The sequence below is a fragment of the Streptomyces sp. NPDC107528 genome (assembly GCF_055639295.1).
In genome coordinates, this window is sequence record NZ_JBVKAV010000004.1 from 85,719 (window position 1) to 103,614 (window position 17,896).

Sequence of the window (17,896 nt, forward strand, 5' to 3'; positions counted from 1 at the left end):
GCGGGTGTTCCTCGGGCCGAACGGCATGCTGCCTGAACCGAGGAGACCCACATGGCCAAGCAGCTGACCCACCTCTGGGTCGGAATCGACGCCGGTAAAGCCCATGACCGGCTCGCCGCGGTCGACGAAACCGGGGCACCGATCTGGAGCAAGAAGGTCCCCAACGACGAGAGCGCGGTTCTGACCGCCCTCGGCGAAATCCTCGCCCTCTCCGACAACGTGCACTGGGCTGTTGACATCGCTGGTACCGCGTCCGCGCTGTTGCTGGCCTTACTCGGCGCCTGCGGCCAACAGGCCGTCTACGTTCCCGGCCGAACGGTCAACCGGATGTCCGGGTCCTACCGCGGTGAAGCCGAGACCGACGCCCGTGACGCCTACGTGATCGCAGACACCGCCCGGCTGCGGCGAGACTTCACCGCCATCGACGTCCCCGCCCAGCTGGCAGCCGATCTGTGTCTGCTGACCGCCCACCGCACCGACCTGATCGCCGACCGCGTCCGCCTGCTCAACCGGCTCCGCGACATGCTTACCGGGATCTTCCCCGCCCTGGAACGGGCCTTCGACTACGCCGACCACAAAGGCGCGCTCATCCTGCTCACCCGCCACCAGACCCCGGCAGCCATACGCCGCCACGGCCAAGTCCGCCTCACCGCCTGGCTCAAGGCACAAAACGTCCGCAACCCCGACGCGGTCGCCGCCAGCGCCCTCCAAGCCGCCAGGACTCAGCACGTCACGCTGCCGGGCCAAGACGTCGCCGCCGGCATCGTCGCGGACATCGCGACACAGATCCTCGCCTTGGACGACCGGCTCAAGCAGATCGACCAGCAGATCCGGCGAACCTTTCGCACCCACCCCCAGGCCCACATCATCGAGTCCCTGCCGGGCATGGGCCCCATCCTGGGAGCCGAGTTCATCGTCGCAGCCGGTGACCTGAGCACCTACGCCGACGCAGGCCACCTCGCCTCCGCCGCCGGCCTCGTGCCCGTTCCACGCGACTCCGGACGCCGCACCGGAAACCTCCACCGCCCCAAGCGCCACGACCGACGCCTCCGCCGCGTCTTCTACCTGTCCGCCCAGACCAGCATCATCCGCGAAGGCCCCAACCACGACTACTACTTGAGGAAGCGGACCGAGGGATGCAAACACGTCCAGGCCGTCATCGCCCTCGCCCGGCGACGTGTCGATGTCCTATGGGCTCTCCTGCGCGACGACAGACTCTTCACCTTCCACCCACCCGTCGCCCAAGCCGCTTGACGGGCCAGCGCACCCCGCCCACCTGGTGATAACCTGCGGGCCAAACCAGAAGGGTGGGTCCAGTGGGCTTCGACGCCGAACGATCAGCGCGCATCGCTGCCATGCAGGAAACTGCCCGACCCATCTGGGAGGCAACCGGCGACACGGACGCACTCCAACAGTTCCTCAAGGACAACGGGTGTCACGGAGTGGAAGCCGTGTTCGTGACCATGGGCCTGCTGAACTGCGATCTTGCCGAAGCCCAAAGAGCCTTCTTCAGCGCCCCGTGCCGCGACGCCGAACGCCGCTTCCACAACCATGCCCTAGACCTGCTTGAAGAGGCCGCCGACACCGACGACTGACAGCATCAGCGGCCCTTGACTCAGCCATTAAGACTCCACCGACCTATGTGGAAAATCTTCCACAGGATGGAGCTGCCCATTGCGTCATTACACGGTGGCGTATGTTGAGCGAATCGAAGTTTTGCCGCGCCGGTCAGGAACGGTGATCGCATCGTTCCCGCCACAGGGAAAACGCTGCATTCTCTGCCAGCGGGAAAGGCTACGCTAGCGGGTTGAGAAGACCACCCTCTATTTGGTCAAGCACAAAGATAGACAGCTTCCGCCTGGCGAATTTTACCAAAACCCAACAGGCGAAAGCCGTCTATCCCTTCAATTAACTTCCGTCGACGAGCGACCGAAAGTTGGCTAGTGTCCGCACTCGTAGACGCCTATGACGTCGTCAAAGACGCTCTTGCCGAACTTCTCGTGACTCTTCGCGCCGGGAGCGACCGTGACGCAGTTTGACGAGTGGTTCTGCTGGTTCTTGGTGTCGAAGAACTTCACATGGAACTTCACGCGGTGGTTGCAGTGGTTGTTGTAGTACACGGTGACGGAATTGTTCCCCGGCGCGTACGACGTGTTGAAGCGGTTCACCCTCGGGTTGTTGTCGCAGCCCCACGACTGCTTCACGATGCCGCTTGCCCGCGGAGTAGCAGAGGCCCCAGCCGCGGGCGCGGCGTAGGCAGTGCTACCGAGCATGGGCAGAGCCAGCACCGCAAGAGCCGTGACCTTGGCACCCATACGAACAGTATTCATTGCGAAATTTCCCCCTGGGAGAGACTAATTGCAGCTGCGCTTGTTGGTCGAGGTAAACTTTCGCACGTAAATCAGAACGCCGGCAACCCGCTTGAGCCAAACTTGAGGTGCCGATTTTCGCGCTTGATTACGTGCGAAATTGGCGTGATATAGCGCTCGACCTAGTCCGATGATGAAGCATCGATCTCCCAATCATCCCAGTTGCCCCTAGGTGTACTGCTCACTGGGTATTTGCGGTGCTTGGGCCGTGTCCTACGTGGTTAGGCGGTCGTTGACTCCGGTATGGGGCGGGGAACACGGAGTTGGGCACGTTGTGCCGCAGCGAGCGGCAGAAGCCGGGAGGTGGAAGAGTGCGGGGGCGCTCTAGAAATGCCTTCGACTCGAGCGGTTGCGCACTACCTGTCACGTCTGCCCTTGCGAAGCAGTACCCTCCTGGGCCGTCCGGGGCCGACCAGCGCTGGCAGTAGGCACCCACGAGTGACCACTCCCACCCCGCTGCGGCCTGGGCTCCCCGAGTTGGTCTGCCACATGCAAGAGTTATGCCTACACCCGGAGAACTGCGTTGCGCGCGCTGATACCGCGCCCCGGGAGCCGCACCAGTGAGTGTCTAACTGCGTAACAACGCCGACACACAGCGGCGGACGAGCGCGGACATCTGCGGACCATCGCAGCAGGTGAAAGGCGCACCAACCTATGGCAGAGCGCTACGGCAAGTTGCTTCGGGACGAAGAGGTCGTGGGTTCAAATCCCGCCACCCCGACACAGGTCAGAGGCCCATTCGCGTGATCGCGAATGGGCCTCTTTCATGCCCGGGGGCCAAACGGGGGGCCACACGCATTTGGTCAGACCACCGCGTCGCCCTCTTCCGAATCCTCAGTCTCCCCCTCTTCCTGATCTACGGCGAAGATGTCATCCAAGGCTTCGGCGCCCTGCGTGATCACGGGCCGAAGTTGCTTGCGGTAGACCGCTCCCGTGGTGACTTGGGGCTGCCGTGCCCGACCAAGAGCGCGATTTGCTCCAGGGGGATGCCGTGGTCAGAGAGAGGAGCAGCCCGGTTTCCTGCCGCGGTGACAGAGCATCTGCTTGGCGGGGTGGTCAACTGGCCCTCGGTGTGGCCTGGCCGATGAGTCCTGCGCGCCGTGCTGGTCTGTACGTCGAATACCGACTCACGGGAGGCTGACGCCATGCGGAAACTGACCTTCGCCATGAACATGAGCCTGGACGGCTACATCGCCGCGCCCGGCGACGACCTCGGCTGGAGCGTGCCGAGCGACGAGCTGTTCCAGTGGTGGTCCGACCGGGTGGACGCGACGGGCCTGGCGCTGTACGGGCGCAAGCTGTGGGAGACGATGAGCTCCCACTGGCCGACCGCCGACAAGGAGCCGGGTGCCACACCGGCGGCGATCGAGTACGCCGGCCGCTGGCGGGACATGCCGAAGGTGGTGTTCTCCTCTACGCCCCGCGCGGTCGACTGGAATACCCGTCTGGTCACCGGCGACGCGGTCACCGAGATCACCAGGCTCAAGGCCGGCGACGGCGGCCCCATGGACATCGCCGGTGCCACACTCGCCGCGGCCGCCATGCGGGCCGGGCTGATCGACGAGTACGCGATCGCCACCCATCCGGTCCTGGTGGGCGGCGGCACGCCGTTCTTCACAGCCCTGGACAACTGGGTGAACCTGAGCCTGGTGGAGACCCGGACGTTTCCCGACGGCGTGCTGCTGACCAGGTACGAGACCAAGCGCTGACCGCGTGACTGGCGTCCGGGGTTACGGCTCGTCGTCTGGTTCGACTGACCAAGTAGATGCAGGGAACGATGCTGGTGGGCCAGGATCAGCCGGTGACGCGATGGTTCCGCAGCTACTGGGACGAAGAAGACACGTGGTTCTACTTCGAGGTCGGCGACGACAGTTGGGTGACCCGGCAGGTCGAACTCGAAGGGCGGCCCCCGAAGCCTGACATCTCAGCCCACGACCTTCAGGTCGGCGGAGTCGCAGCTCGTCGTTCCGGCAGGGTGCGGCGGCGATCGTGCGCGTCACGCATTTCGGTCCGCGGGTCCCTCCACGGCCGGGCCAAGGCCGGTGGGAAGGTAGGACACCGCCAAGGCGACGGCTTCTCCGGCCGTGACTGTCTCGCCGAGAACCTCGGCCCGCAGGTGCTTCATCACGCGGTACGGACTGCCGTTGCGCAACGGGGCGATGCCCACCTCAACACGGAACGGAAATCCGGTGCAGGAGCTGAAGCCAAGCGTCCAGTGGCTCGAAAACACGTAGAGCTGCCGCAGCATCGGTTCAGCATGAGCCGCTTCCACGAGTGCGCCGAACTCAGGGAAATCCGGGGCCTCGGCCGCCTGCTCCCGAATCGTTCGCCACTGCAGCTCCACCACTTCCGCCGGCCCGCGTTCGTGAGCCTCCGCGCGTTCACTGGACTGCAAGAACGGCAGCCCAGCTCGCAGCTCCGCCAGTCGCCCGCCCTGTGCCCACGCCGCACCAGCTCTGACGACATCCGCCAGTTCCGTCGTGGCACCGGTGATGAGCTCGATCCCCTGGCCCCAACCCGAGACACTGAACCAGCGGCTGGCTGCCCCGATGTGGACGGACAGCGGTTTGCGCCCTGCCACCGGCGTAGCGATGCCTGCGGTGACGGGTGAGCCGCCTTCGATGGCAATCACCGTCAGATCGACACCGAGTTCGGACGCCAGCTGTTGCAGCGCTGCAGCAAGGCTGCCCGCAGCAGCCAGGTCGGGGTAAAGGTCAGAGTCCACCTCCACAGTCTGCCGTCGCAACGCCACCAAGAGCGCGGCGGTCGGGCATAGCGCAGGAGGCGGATGAACTGACATCACTCCGTGGACCGCCCTGAAATCAAGGGCCTGGGGCCGCCCGGAAAGGGGCCGTACGCGGACTCGGCCCGGGTCTGACCGCAATCTCCGGGTCCACTTCGACCCCTGGGTCAGGTGCATCCAGGCAGGTGCTCACCCGCCCACCCGCGTCTTCGCTACACCGGCTCTGACCTGGTGTTTTTCGGAGAATCACCTAGGCTGGGCAGCACTGCGGGAAACGGTCGGAGGGGGACTTCGTGAGTGAGAACGCCAACAGGTACGACGCCACCCACATCAAGGTGCTGCACGGGTCGGAGGCCATACGGAAGCGGCCCGGGATGTACGTGGGCTCGTCCAGCGAACGCGGCCTGCACCAGGCGGTGTTCGAGGTCGTGGGCCGGGCGGTCAACGAAGTCCTGGCCGGCCACGCCAATTCCGTCGACGTCACCCTTACCTCCGACGGCGGCGTAAAGGTCACCGACGACGGGCCCGGTGTCCCCGTCGAGGCCACCGGGGAGACGGATGGCTTCGGTGGCCTCGAAGCTCTACTGACCGGCATGTACGCCGGGGCGCTGCGCGTCGGCCGCAACACCGCGGCCGTGGGCCTGTTCGGCATCGGGCCCTGCGTCACCAACGCCCTCTCCAGCCGCCTGACGGCCGAGGTGCAGCGCGATGGCGCCCGCTGGGTTCAGGAGTACGTGCGAGGCGTCGCCGTCACCCCGCCCACCGCCGTGGGGCAGGCATCCGGCAGCGGGACGACCATCACCTTCTGGCCCGACTCCGGCATCTTCGAGACCGTGGAGTGCTCATTCGCGGTGCTGGCAGAACGCTTCAGGCAACTGGCCCTCCTGAACCGGGGCCTGGGCATCACCCTGACCGACGCACGTCCCCCGGGCGAGCCCCAGTCGGTACGGTTCCTGGGCGAGGCAAGAGACTTCATCACCTTTCCTCACGCCTCAGCAGGGATGCCCGTGCACCCGGATGTCATTGCATTCGAATGGGAGGACCCGCGGATGGAAGGGACGGCGGAGGTAGCCCTGCGGTGGCACGCCTCCCACGAGGAGCGTGTCCGCAGCTTCGCCAACAGCCGGCCCACCCCTGGCGGCGGCACACACCTGCTGGGCTTCCGCGACGGAGTGACGGCCGCGGTCAACGCCTACGCACGTGAGCGACGAGTGCTGTCGGCGCCGGACCTCGATGTCAGCGCCGATCGGATCGGCGAGGGCCTGGCGGCGGTCGTGTCCGTGAAGCTGGACCATCCCTCGTTCGAGGGCGCCACCCGCGGAGTACTGGGCAATCCCGCAGTACGCGCCTGCGTCGATGAGGCCGTCCGGGAGCACCTCGGAAACTGGCTGGAGGGACACCCGGAGCAGGCCGCGGCCGTCGTCGACCGGATCGTCGCAGACACCCGCAGAAGCTGAGCGGAAGCGGTCGACACGGCGCTCACCATGCTGCTGGACGCCCTGGAAGCGGCCGTGAAGCCCTGAGCTCGCCGGTACACCACTCAGCCGCGTCGTCCGGCACCGGTCCCTCCCCTCGTGGGGACCGGTGCCGAACGGCGAGGAGGTGTCGACCCGTGGGTGACGTGCCGTGTCGGCGGGTCAGCGCGGGTCGAGCTGGATTGGGGCGGCGTCGGGGGCTCGTCGTTCCTGCGAAAACGAATCGTGTCGAAGGTGTCCGAGAACATGCGGCGCCATGAGTGGTCTCTCCGGGCTCTGGGCTGGTGGCCTGCCTGGGCGTCGCGCGGGGGGTGCGCAATTGCGTCATGATCCTGCCAGTCGAGCGTGCCGGAGAGGAGCATCCGGTCTCCGGTCGCCGTCTTAGCCGCAGGTCAGCCATATAAAGTGAGTTTTCCGGTCCGGAAGACCAGGTGGGGCGGAGTAGCGGCGGAGTAAGGGAGTGGAGGCCTTGAGTTCCGACTCGGCGGCGCGCACAGCGTTCGCGGAACGGCTCGCGCTGCTCTACAAGGAGGCCGGCAACCCGCCGCTCAAGAGTGTGGCCGACGCGGTCGTACGGCTTCAGCGGGTCGACGAGCGGGGGCGTCCCGTACGGGTGTCCGCTCAGCGGATCAGTGACTGGCGTCGGGCCAAGAACGTGCCGGCCCAGTTCGCCGCGCTGTCAGCCGTACTGCATGTCCTGGTTCCGCAGGCGCGCCGCGCGCGGCCCGCGCCCGTGTCCGCCGGGCTGTACGACCTGGGGCAGTGGCAGCGGCTGTGGGAGCGGGCCACCTCCGGGGAAGAGGAGGACCTCCAGGCTTCGGTCGAGGCGCCCGCGGTGGCCGGTGGGGTGTGCCCCTATCGAGGGCTGGCCTCGTACCGGCAGCAGGACACCCGGTGGTTCTTCGGGCGGGAGCGCAGTACCGACGCGCTGGTCGCTCAGCTCCGCGCCGTGGAGAAGACCGGCGGTCTCGTCATGCTCGTCGGCGCCTCGGGGGCCGGCAAGTCCTCCCTGCTGAACGCCGGTCTGGTGACTGCCCTGCGCAACGGCGCCCTGGGCGGGGCGGGGAGCAGCGGTCCGGCGGGCGCTGTGGTGCAGCTCGTGCCGGGCGCCGATCCGCTTGCCGAACTGACCCGTCGGATACCGGAACTCGCCGATGTGGTCCGGTCGGCGGACGTGGCGGACGTGGCGGACGTGGCGGGCTCGGGCTGGCGGGCGAAGGACGGGGACGAAACCGGCGCCGACGGGCTCCGCGCCGACTTCGGGCGCCGCACGCGCGCCGCCGTCCGCGCCTGGGCCCGGCGCGAAGCCTCCGGCGCTGACGACGGCGCCCACGTCCACGCCGACGCCGATCCAGAGCGCTCCTCCGGCGCCGGCACTTCCACCGACTCCGTCGCCCCCGCCACCCCGCCCGTCCTCATCGTCGACCAGTTCGAAGAGACCTTCACCCTCTGCCCCGAAGAAGCAGACCACCGTACCTTCGTCCAGCTCCTCCACGCCGCCTGCACCCCCGTCGAACCCGGCGACCCGCCGCCCGTTCTCGTGGTTCTCGGCATACGTGCCGACTTCTACGAGCAGTGCCTCGCGCACCCGGAGCTGGCCGACGCGTTGCAGCACCGGCACATGGTGCTCGGGCCGCTCACGGCCTCGGAGTTGCGGGAGGCTGTGACCGGGCCGGCCAAGGCCGTGGGGCTGGAGTTGGAGCCGGGGCTGGCGGAGCTCATCGTGCGGGAGGTGAGTGCGGACGGGCCGCGGGGGACGCATGACGCGGGGGCGTTGCCGCTGCTGTCGCACGCACTGCTCGCCACCTGGCAGCGGCGCAAGGCCGGGCGGCTGACGCTGGCCGGGTATCGGGCGGCCGGCGGGATTCAGGGTGCCGTGGCGGCCACCGCCGAGCGGGCCTGGTCCGGCCTCGATCCGGCGGCGCGTACCGCAGCGCGGCTGCTGCTGCTCAGGCTGGTCCGGCTCGGCGAGGACACACAGACGACCCGGCGGCGCGGAACGCGGCGGCAGCTGGCGAAGGAGTCGACGGACCCGAACAAGACGGAGGAGTCGCTCGAGGCGCTGGTGCGGGCCCGGTTGGTCACGCTGGACGCGGAGACCGTGGAGATCACGCACGAGGCGCTCCTCCATGCCTGGCCGCGGCTGCGGGACTGGATCGACGAGGACCGGCAGGGCAATCTGCTGCGCCAGCGGCTGGAGGAGGACGGCCGGGCCTGGGAGGAGTCCGCACGGGACTCGTCGCTGCTGTACCGGGGCTCCCGGCTGGAGCAGGCCCACAGTTGGGCACGGTCCGCCGGGGACACGTTCCTCACCCGGGGCGCGGTGGAGTTCCTCGCCGCCTCGGTCAGGCTGCGCAGGCGTACGGTCTGGATCATGCGGAGCGCGGTCGCGGCGCTGCTCGCGCTGGTGATGGTGGCCGTCGGGGCCGCGGTGGTCGCCTGGCAGCAGCGGGACGACGCCGTGTACGCGCAGGTGCTCGCCGAGGCCGACCGCTTCCAGTACACCGACCCGTCGCTGTCCGCCCAGCTCGACCTGGTGGCGCACCGGCTGCGCCCGGACGACGAGGACACCAAGAGCCGGCTGATCTCGATCGTGAACGCCCCGCTGGCCACGCCCCTGCGCGGCCACACCGGCGCCGTCTACCTGACCACCTTCAGCCCGAACGGACGGCTCCTGGCCACCGCCAGCTACGACCAGACCGTACGGCTGTGGGACGTCTCCGACCAGGAGCGGCCCAAGCCCCTGGGCGAACCCTTGGCCGGGCACCGCAGTTGGGTGAGCAGCGCCGTCTTCAGCCCGGACGGCCGCACCCTCGCCAGCGCCTCGGACGACGGCACGGTCCGGCTGTGGGACGTACGGCAGCCGAACCGGCCGCGTCCGCTCGGGGCGCCCCTGACCGGGCACGACGCCACGATCTACCTGGTCGCCTTCAGCCCTGACGGCCGTACGCTCGCCTCCGTCAGCGAGGACCGGACCGTACGGCTGTGGGACGTCGGCGATCCGGAGCGGGCCGAGCCGCTGGGCGAGCCGCTGACCGGGGCCGGCGCCGCCGTGCGGTCGGTGGCGTTCAGCCCGGACGGCAGGACGCTGGCGGCGGGGGGCGACGACGACACCATCCGGCTGTGGGACGTGGCCGAACCGGACCGGCCGAAGGCGGTCTCCTCGCTGACCGGACACACCGACCTCGTGCACTCCGTCGCGTTCAGCCCGGACGGCCGCACCCTCGCCAGCGGCAGCGCGGACGACACGATCCGGCTGTGGGACGTCTCCGACCCCCGCCGTGGCCGGCAGCTCGGCGCACCGCTCACCGGGCACACCGGCCCCATCTGGTCGGTGGCCTTCAACCCCGACGGCGACATGCTCGCCGCCGCCAGTGCGGACAGCACGGCGAGCCTGTGGAACGTCAGCGACCGGGCGTATCCCTCGCAGGTCGGCGAGCCTCTCGCGGGTGCCAGTGGGGAGATGTACGCGCTCGGCTTCAGCCCCGACGGCCGTACGCTCGCCACCGGCAGCGGCGACAGCAAGGTCCGCCTGTGGTCGATACCGACATCGGACATGATCGGCCGCGGCGGGGCGTTCCGGCCGGACGGGCGAGTGCTGGCCACAGCCGCTCGCGACGGCAGTATCCGGCTGTGGAGCGTGGCGAAGCCGGCCCGGCCGGTGCTGCTGAACGACGCCTTCATGCCGGGCGACGGTGGCCAGCGGTCCCTGCTGTTCTCCCCCGACGGCCACACCCTTGCCGTGCTGACCGGGAACCGCGCCGTGCATCTGTGGGACGTCGGCGACCCGACCCGGCCGGTCTCGCTCGGGGCGCCCATCACCCTGCGCACCCGGTTCATGGGCCCCGACGCGCTGGCGTACAGCCCGGACGGCCGCACGCTGGCCACCGCCTACGACGACCGCACCATCCGGCTGTGGAACGTCAGCGACCCCGAGCACGTCGTTCCGCTCGGCGCGCCCGTCAAGGGGCACAACGGCTACATCAACTCCCTCGTCTTCAGCGCGGACGGCCGCACGCTCGCCAGCGGCAGCGCGGACAGCACGATCCGGCTGTGGAACGTGACCGACCCGCGCCGGCCCACCCTGCGCGGCGCACCGCTCACCGGGCACGCCGGGCCCGTCAACGCGCTCGCCTACAGCCCGGACGGCCATACGCTGGCCAGCGGCGGGGACGACGACACCGTACGGCTCTGGGACGTCACCGACCCGGGCCGGGCGACCCGTCACGGGGAGCCCCTGAGCGGCCACACCGAAGCCGTCGTCTCCCTGACGTTCAGCAAGGGCGGGCGCTATCTGGCCAGCGGCGGCAACGACAACACGGTCCGGCTGTGGAACGTCGCGAGCCCGTCCGACGCCTCGGCCATCGGTACGGCGATGAGCCCGAACGCCACGACGGGCAACTTCCTGTCGTTCAGCCCCACCAGCCACATGCTCGGCGTCTCCAGCGGCACCGACACGGTCCGGCTCTGGAACCTGGACGTCGACCAGGCGATCAACCGCGTCTGCGCGACCACGCAGGGCGTGCTGACGCGGGAGAAGTGGCACGAGTACCTGCCTCGGCTGTCGTACGAGCCACCGTGCGCGAACTAGGCCCGCCCGTGCGGGCATACGGCCCGCGGCTCCCGGCTCGCCCTCGCTCCGTGCGCTCAGTGACGGGGCGGGAACGCAAGTGGCATGACGGGGGTGCGGCGGACAGCGGTTTCCGTGATCCCGATCACAACGCGTCATCGCAGCGGATGAGGCGGCTCCCACGAGGCAGGCAGCCTTGTTACTGTTGGCCCCAGCCCGATCGCTGGTGCATCCCCCGTCGCCAGCGGTCGGGCCTTCGCATGTCTGAAAGGTGGTGAGGGCCGCCTTGTCCCGGCGCGTCATCGTCGTCACCGCTGTCCACGGCCCGTCGGCGGCGTTCCTGCCGCAGGCCCACCGGTCACTGTGCGCACAGGAGTTGCCGCCGGGGTGGGAGTGGCACTGGGTGATCCAGGAGGACGGACAGACCGACGAGGTCCGCCCGTACGTCCCTGACGACGCGCGGGTGACGTTCCGTCAGGGACGCCCCGGAGGCCCCGGAGTGGCCCGCACGGTCGCGCTGGCGCACACCGAGGGCGAGTACGCCAAGATCCTGGACGCCGACGACCAGCTCACCCCGGGGACGCTCGCCCGCGACCTGGCCGTGCTCGAGGCCGACCCAGCCGTCGGCTGGACGACCTCGCGGGTCCTGGACCTGCTGCCGGACGGCTCGACGGCCGGCTTCCCCGGCGACCCCGACGACGGGCCGATCGAGCAGGGCGCCGTACTCGACTTCTGGCGGGCGAACGACTTCCGCGCGCAGGTCCACCCCGCGACCCTGTGCATACGCCGGGACCTGCTGCTCGCCCTCGGCGGCTGGATGGCCCTCCCGGCGTCCGAGGACACGGGCCTGCTGCTCGCGCTCAACTCCGTGAGCCGGGGCTGGTTCTCGGCGGAGGCGGGGCTGCTCTACCGGAAGTGGGACGGCCAGGTGACGGGTCAGTCGGCGCACGTCGACCCGGCGGAGCGGCAGGCCCGGATGGCGGTGGTGGAGGCCAGGGCACGGGCGCTGGGCTCGTTCGGGTGGCAGTACCCGACCGGTCCGTGAACGCCGTCACCCGGTGAGGGAGATGGCCTGGGACGGGCACTTCTCGGCGGCCTCCCGCACCTGCGGGTCGTCGCCGCTGCCCTCCCGCCCCGGTCTGACCACGCCGTACTCGTCCACGAAGTCGAAGACCGACGGAGCCCTGTGCACGCACTCGGCTGAGCCGTAACAGAGGTTGGTGTCGATCGAGACCTTCATCCGTGCTCCCGTCGCGGACCGCCGTCGCCTACACGACTGAACTGCCCAGCCACCACGCCTCCTTAATCACTGACCCAGCCCTGACCCAGCCCTGACTCAGCCCTGACCCAGCCCTGACTCACCCTTGATCAATCACGACGCGTCACTGATCAAAGGGGAGTTCGAGCATCCGGATCGCGTTTCCGCGCAGCAGCTTGTAGGCCACCTCGTCGGAGAGCCCGCCGACATGCTCCGCGGCCACCCGCTTCGTCTCCGGCCAGGTCGAGTCGACGTGCGGGTAGTCCGTCTCGAAGGTCGCGTTGTCGACGCCGACCGTCTCGATCGCCTCGATGCCGTGCTTGTCGCGGAAGAAGCAGCAGAAGATCTGGCGGTAGTAGTACGTCGACGGCGGCTCCGGGATCAGGTCCTTCACACCGCCCCAGGCCCGGTGCTCCTCCCAGACGTCGTCCGCGCGCTCCAGGGCGTACGGGATCCAGCCCATCTGGCCCTCGCTGTAAGCGAGTTTCAGCCGGGGGAACTTCACCAGGACCCCGGAGAAGAGGAAGTCCATCATCGACGCCATGGCGTTGTTGAAGCTCAGCGAGGCCTGCACGGCGGGCGGGGCGTCGGGGGACGCGGCCGGCATCTGCGACGAGGACCCGATGTGCATGTTGACGACCGTGCCCGTCTCCTCACAGGCCGCGAAGAACGGGTCCCAGTAGCCGGAGTGGATGGACGGCAGCCCGAGATACGTCGGAATCTCGCTGAACGTCACCGCCCGCACCCCGCGCGCCGCGTTGCGATGGATCTCCGCGACCGCGAGGTCGATGTCCCACAGCGGGATCAGGCACAGCGGGATCAGCCGGCCGCCGCTGTCGCCGCACCACTCCTCGACCATCCAGTCGTTGTAGGCGCGCACGCACGCCAGCCCGACCTCCTTGTCCTTGGCCTCGGCGAAGGTCTGGCCGCAGAAGCGCGGGAAGGTGGGGAAGCAGAGCGAGGCCTCGACATGATTGATGTCCATGTCCGCCAGCCGGGCCTTCGGGTCCCAGCAGCCGCGCCGCATCTGCTCACGCGTGATGCCGTCGAGCGTCATCTCGTCCCGGGAGAAGCCGACGGCCGCGATGATGCGCTTGTACGGGAACAGGCCGCCCTCGTACTCCCACCAGTCGGTGATCTGGCCCGCCGGGTCCGTCGTGAAACGGTACTTCCCACCGACGTACTCGAGCTCCCCGATCCCCGCGGTGAGGGGCTTGGGGCCCCGGTCCCGGTACTTGGCCGGGAGCCAGGTCTCGAAGAGGTGCGCGGGCTCGATCACGTGATCGTCCACGCTGATGACTTTGGGCAGGTCCTTCGTGCCGCTCTCGGTACTGGCCACGCCATGCCTCCCGAATCTGACGACCCATCAGATTCAGCGTAGGGGGCGTGCCGGGGACCGGCAAGAGAGGGCACTCGTCAGCTGTTCCAGCTCTCGTCGTACGGGTCCGTCGGCGCCGCCACCGGCTTCGCCGCCGTGACCTCGATGAACGGGATCGGGCCGCCGTTGACGGGGTCCTCGGCACGGCGCGGGACGTAGGTGCCGGTGACCCGGAGCCAGGTGTCCGGCTGGAGGACCGGCGGGACCTGGCCGGTCAGGGCGACCTTGACCGGCTGGGCGTCGGCGGCACAGCAGTTGAGGGCCATCCGCACGAGGTAGGGGGTGCCGTCGCGGTCCAGGGCCAGGAAGCCGGTGAGCTGGACCTGGCGGTGGCGGAGGGTGCGGCCGTGGTCGTAGACGGCGCGGCCCGCATAGTCGACGAGGCTGAGGCTCAGGGGATCGGCGGCGGGGAGGGCGGGGTAGGCCAGGGGCTCCTGGAGGGCCGTACCGGTGCGGGTCGCGCTGTACGAGCCCAGGGCGGGCGGGGCCACCAGGATCAGGGCGAGGAGGGGGAGGACGAGGAGCCAGGAGATGCGGGGTTCGCGGTGACTGTGGTCCTCGTGGGCCTCGTGGCTGTCGCGGGCCTCCTGGCCGTCGTGGCCCTCATGGCCGTCGTGGCCCTCATGGCCGTCGTGGGCCTGACTCCCATGTGCCTGGTGGCTCTCGTGGCTCTCGTGGCCCTCCGCGTGGTCGGCAGTGTGCTGCTTCTGCCGCCGTGCCCGCTTCCGCTCGTACCAGACCGTCGCCACGGCCGCCGCGACCAGTACCGCGCCGGCCACCAGCACCAGCGGGCGCAGGCCCTGCTTGACGTACCGCAGGTAGAGGTCGGTGGTGGCCGCGTGCAGCAGGGACGCGCCGAGCAGGAAGAGGACCGCCGACTGGGCCTGACGGTTCACAGGATCACTGCCCCGACCAGCACCGACACGACCACGGCCAGCACGAACGTGGCCGGTGCGAAACGCAGGGCGAAGGCGCGGCCGAAGGTGCCCGCCTGCATCGCGAACAGCTTCAGGTCGATCATCGGGCCCACGACGAGGAAGGTGAGCCGGGCCGTGAGCGAGAACTGCGAAAGCGACGCCGCCACGAACGCGTCCGCCTCCGAGCAGATCGACAGCACCACGGCGAGGACCGCCAGGGCAAGGACCGACAGCACCGGGTTGTCCGCCGCCGTGCTCAGCCACGTCTCCGGGACCACCGCCTTGAGCGTCGCCGCCGCCATCGCGCCGACCACCAGGAAGCCGCCGGCGTGCATCACGTCGTGCCGGACGGAGCCCCAGAAGGCCTCGCCCTTGCTCTGGCCGTCGTAGGCCTGGCGGGACGGCGGTTTCAGCCAGTCCGTGCGGCCGAGGCGCAACCACAGCCAGCCCATCGCGCAGGCCACCAACAGGCTCGCGACCAGGCGGGCGAGGACCATCTCCGGGTTGCCGGGGAACGCGACCGCCGTCGCCGTCAGCACGATCGGATTGACCGCGGGCGCGGACAGCAGGAACGCGAGCGCCACGGCCGGGGTCACGCCGCGCCGGACCAGTGCCCCGGCCACCGGCACGGACGCGCACTCGCAGCCCGGCAGCACCGCGCCCGCTGCTGAGGCGACCGGGACGGCGAGGGCGGGACGGCGGGGCAGGGCACGGGCGAAGAAGGACGGCGGCACGAACACCGCGATCGCCGCCGACAGCAGCACGCCGAGCACCAGGAAGGGCAGCGCCTGGACCATGACCGCGACGAACACCGTCGTCCAGCTCTGCATGACCGGTGCGGAGAGCGCGCGGCGGATCGGGCTCTGGAGGAGCACCAGCCCGAGCATGAGCATGGTGAGCAGGAGCGGGGAGTTGAGGTGCCGGCCCTCCTCCCCGGCCCGCCCCCGCGGTGTGCGGCGGCCATCGCGGTCGTCGGTCCCGCCGTCCGTCTGCTGCGGGGCCGCTTTGGTGATCGCCACGGGCGAGGTACCTCCGGTGGTGCGGTAGGGCGCTGGCTTCCCTCCCCTCCAGTACGGCCCGGCGCGAGCGGGCGTTCAGACCCGAGGGGGGCCACTTCTGGAACCGCCCGTCACATTGAGGCACTCTTTTCCCTCGTGGCGAGCGTTCCGAATCAGGGCTTAGGGAGTGACACGGCCGCACACATGGTGGTGTGCGGCGACGACGGGCTGGCGCACCGGCTGGCCGCCGAGTTGCGTGGGGTGTACGGCGAGCAGGTGACGCTCCTCGTGCCACCCTCCGAGCGCACGGTACGACCACCGGTCGTGGGCCGTGCCCGGGCCGCGTCGGCGGCGTTGCTCGGGGCGGTCAGCGCGGCCGTCAACCGTGCGGGCGGCGGGGCCGGCGGCGGCAGCGAACCGGCCGGGAGCATCCGGGTGGTGGAGGCCCCCGAGGCCACGGAGGCCGCCCTCGCCGACGCTGGCGTGGAACGGGCCGACGCGCTCGCCCTCGTCTATGACGACGACGAGACCAACATCCGCGCCGCCCTCACCGCCCGCCGTCTCAACCCCCGCCTCCGGCTCGTCCTGCGGCTGTACAACCGGCGCTTGGGCCAGCACATCGAGGAACTCCTCGACCAGGCGGCCGCGTTGGCGACGGGCGCCGGGGACGCCGGACTCGACGCCTCCACGACCGTCCTGTCCGACGCCGATACGGCCGCCCCCGCGCTGGCCGCCACGGCCGTCGCCGGCACCACCAAGGTCGTACAGACCGACGGCCTGCTGCTGCGCGCGGTGGAGCGCCCGCCCCTGCGCCCGGGGCAGGCGGCCCCGGCCGGGCTTGCCACGCTGGCCCTGCTGTCCACGACCAGCAACGACCCGGCGGGGACGGACGGTTCGGAGAACGGCGACGAAGAGGGACCGCTGCTGCTGCCGGACGCGGCGGCCGTGCAGGAGGCCAGGGGCCGCGGGACGGTCGTCCTTGAGCAGGTGTCGTACGCGGGTCCCTCCCTGCCCTCGGGGCGAGGCGTCGTACCGTCGTTCGCCTCGCTCTTCTCACGGCGGCTCAGGTGGTCGCTGGCCGGGCTGGTCGGGTGTGTGGCCGCGCTTGCCGTCGCACTGACGGTCGTGACCGGGGAACACCCGCTGTACGCCACGTACATGACCCTCCTCGACCTCTTCGCGATCAACGAACCGGCCCTCCACCAGTCCCTGGCCCGGCAGATCCTCCAACTGCTGTCCGGGCTGATGGGTCTGCTGCTGCTTCCGGTCCTGCTGGCGGCGGTCCTGGAGGCCCTCGGCACCTTCCGCTCCGCGTCCGCCCTGCGCAAACCGCCGCGCGGGCTGGGCGGGCATGTCGTGCTGCTCGGCCTGGGCAAGATCGGCACCCGGGTGCTGACGCGGCTGCGGGAACTGCACATCCCCGTGGTGTGCGTGGAGGCCGACCCCGACGCGCGCGGGATGGCCACGGCGCGGCGGCTGCGGGTGCCTGTGGTGCTCGGGGACGTCACGCAGGAGGGGGTCCTGGAGGCCGCGAAGATCCATCGGGCTCATGCGCTGCTGGCGGTTACCAGCGCGGACACCACCAATCTGGAGGCCGCGCTGTACGCCCGCTCCGTGCGGCCGGACCTCCGCGTGGTCCTTCGTCTGTACGACGACGACTTCGCCACCGCCGTGTACCGGACCCTGCGGGCCGCGCACCCCCATGCGTCCACGCGCAGTCGCAGCGTGACGCATCTGGCCGCGCCCGCGTTCGCCGGGGCGATGATGGGGCGGCAGATCCTGGGGGCGATTCCTGTCGAGCGGCGGGTGTTGTTGTTCGCCGCGGTGGATGTGGGTGGTCATCCACAGCTTGAGGACAAGACCGTCGGTGAAACCTTCAGGGCCGGGGCGTGGCGGGTCCTGGCGCTGGATCGGACGCCGCGGGACGAGCGGCGCGATGAGCGGCGGGAGGAGCCTGCGGGGGAGGAGGCGTACGAGGAGCGCGGCGGGGTGGGTGGTGGTGTGTCGGGGTGGGTGTGGGATCTGCCCGACGCGTATGTCCTGCAGAAGGAGGACCGGGTGGTGCTGGCGGCTACTCGGCGGGGGTTGGCTGAGCTGTTGGGGAGGCGGTCGCGGGAGCGGGCGGGGGCTTAGGGGGTGTTTTTCGCCCCGCCGCCCCTACCCGTCCCGTCCTCCAGGGGCTCCGCCC

The 17,896-nt window shown here is 69.9% G+C and carries 13 protein-coding genes and 1 pseudogene; 7 read left to right on the plus strand and 7 right to left on the minus strand.

The window, feature by feature from the left end; translation table 11 throughout:
• Positions 1-51: 51 nt before the first annotated feature.
• Both ACZ7L5_RS13990 and ACZ7L5_RS13995 read left to right on the plus strand, forming a co-directional pair.
• Positions 52-1,254, plus strand: a complete 1,203-nt coding sequence (locus ACZ7L5_RS13990; RefSeq protein ID WP_471516821.1) for an IS110 family RNA-guided transposase — start codon at positions 52-54, stop codon at positions 1,252-1,254.
• A 62-nt stretch (positions 1,255-1,316) separates the two neighbouring features.
• Entirely contained in the window at positions 1,317-1,595 is a 279-nt protein-coding gene (locus ACZ7L5_RS13995) for a hypothetical protein (protein WP_471516822.1), read from the plus strand.
• 345 nt (positions 1,596-1,940) lie between these two features.
• Here ACZ7L5_RS13995 and ACZ7L5_RS14000 read toward each other — a convergent pair whose 3' ends face one another.
• Together ACZ7L5_RS14000 and ACZ7L5_RS14005 are read right to left on the minus strand one after the other, a co-directional pair.
• On the minus strand, positions 1,941-2,330 hold the full coding sequence (locus tag ACZ7L5_RS14000) for a hypothetical protein (RefSeq protein ID WP_471516823.1): 390 nt from the start codon (positions 2,328-2,330) through the stop codon (positions 1,941-1,943).
• 842 nt (positions 2,331-3,172) lie between these two features.
• A pseudogene (locus ACZ7L5_RS14005) lies at positions 3,173-3,372 on the minus strand (site-specific integrase); the annotation flags it as partial.
• A 142-nt stretch (positions 3,373-3,514) separates the two neighbouring features.
• Between ACZ7L5_RS14005 and ACZ7L5_RS14010 the strand changes: the two are divergent.
• On the plus strand, positions 3,515-4,078 hold the full coding sequence (locus ACZ7L5_RS14010; protein WP_471516824.1) for a dihydrofolate reductase family protein: 564 nt from the start codon (positions 3,515-3,517) through the stop codon (positions 4,076-4,078).
• 287 nt (positions 4,079-4,365) lie between these two features.
• On the opposite strand, the gene ACZ7L5_RS14015 is transcribed toward ACZ7L5_RS14010, so the two are convergent.
• Positions 4,366-5,094 (minus strand): DUF6193 family natural product biosynthesis protein, encoded by a 729-nt coding sequence (locus ACZ7L5_RS14015; RefSeq protein ID WP_471516825.1) that lies wholly within the window; start codon positions 5,092-5,094, stop codon positions 4,366-4,368.
• Between the two features lie 311 nt (positions 5,095-5,405).
• Between ACZ7L5_RS14015 and ACZ7L5_RS14020 the strand changes: the two genes are divergently transcribed.
• The 3 genes from ACZ7L5_RS14020 to ACZ7L5_RS14030 all read left to right on the plus strand — a co-directional run bounded on the left by ACZ7L5_RS14020 (position 5,406) and on the right by ACZ7L5_RS14030 (position 12,202).
• Positions 5,406-6,569 (plus strand): ATP-binding protein, encoded by a 1,164-nt coding sequence (locus ACZ7L5_RS14020; protein ID WP_471516826.1) that lies wholly within the window; start codon positions 5,406-5,408, stop codon positions 6,567-6,569.
• A gap of 478 nt (positions 6,570-7,047) precedes the next feature.
• A complete protein-coding gene (locus tag ACZ7L5_RS14025; RefSeq protein ID WP_471516827.1) occupies positions 7,048-11,178 on the plus strand; it encodes an nSTAND1 domain-containing NTPase in 4,131 nt (1,376 codons plus the stop codon).
• A 265-nt stretch (positions 11,179-11,443) separates the two neighbouring features.
• Positions 11,444-12,202, plus strand: coding sequence for a glycosyltransferase family 2 protein (locus ACZ7L5_RS14030; protein WP_471516828.1), 759 nt, complete (start codon positions 11,444-11,446; stop codon positions 12,200-12,202).
• Positions 12,203-12,208: 6 nt separating this feature from the next.
• Here ACZ7L5_RS14030 and ACZ7L5_RS14035 read toward each other — a convergent pair whose 3' ends face one another.
• The 4 genes from ACZ7L5_RS14035 to ACZ7L5_RS14050 all read right to left on the minus strand — a co-directional run bounded on the left by ACZ7L5_RS14035 (position 12,209) and on the right by ACZ7L5_RS14050 (position 15,729).
• Positions 12,209-12,397 carry a ferredoxin gene (locus ACZ7L5_RS14035; protein ID WP_363033762.1) on the minus strand — a complete coding sequence of 63 codons (189 nt, stop codon included), beginning with the start codon at positions 12,395-12,397 and terminating at the stop codon, positions 12,209-12,211.
• 142 nt (positions 12,398-12,539) lie between these two features.
• Entirely contained in the window at positions 12,540-13,754 is a 1,215-nt protein-coding gene (locus tag ACZ7L5_RS14040) for an amidohydrolase family protein (RefSeq protein ID WP_363033764.1), read from the minus strand.
• A 77-nt stretch (positions 13,755-13,831) separates the two neighbouring features.
• A complete protein-coding gene (locus tag ACZ7L5_RS14045) occupies positions 13,832-14,689 on the minus strand; it encodes a TIGR03943 family putative permease subunit (RefSeq protein WP_471516829.1) in 858 nt (285 codons plus the stop codon).
• Positions 14,686-15,729, minus strand: coding sequence for a permease (locus tag ACZ7L5_RS14050; RefSeq protein ID WP_471516830.1), 1,044 nt, complete (start codon positions 15,727-15,729; stop codon positions 14,686-14,688). Before ACZ7L5_RS14050 ends, ACZ7L5_RS14045 begins: the two co-directional genes overlap by 4 nt.
• 183 nt (positions 15,730-15,912) lie before the next feature.
• Here ACZ7L5_RS14050 and ACZ7L5_RS14055 point away from each other — a divergent pair, with 183 nt between their 5' ends.
• Positions 15,913-17,841 (plus strand): NAD-binding protein, encoded by a 1,929-nt coding sequence (locus tag ACZ7L5_RS14055; RefSeq protein ID WP_471516831.1) that lies wholly within the window; start codon positions 15,913-15,915, stop codon positions 17,839-17,841.
• Positions 17,842-17,896 lie beyond the last annotated feature (55 nt).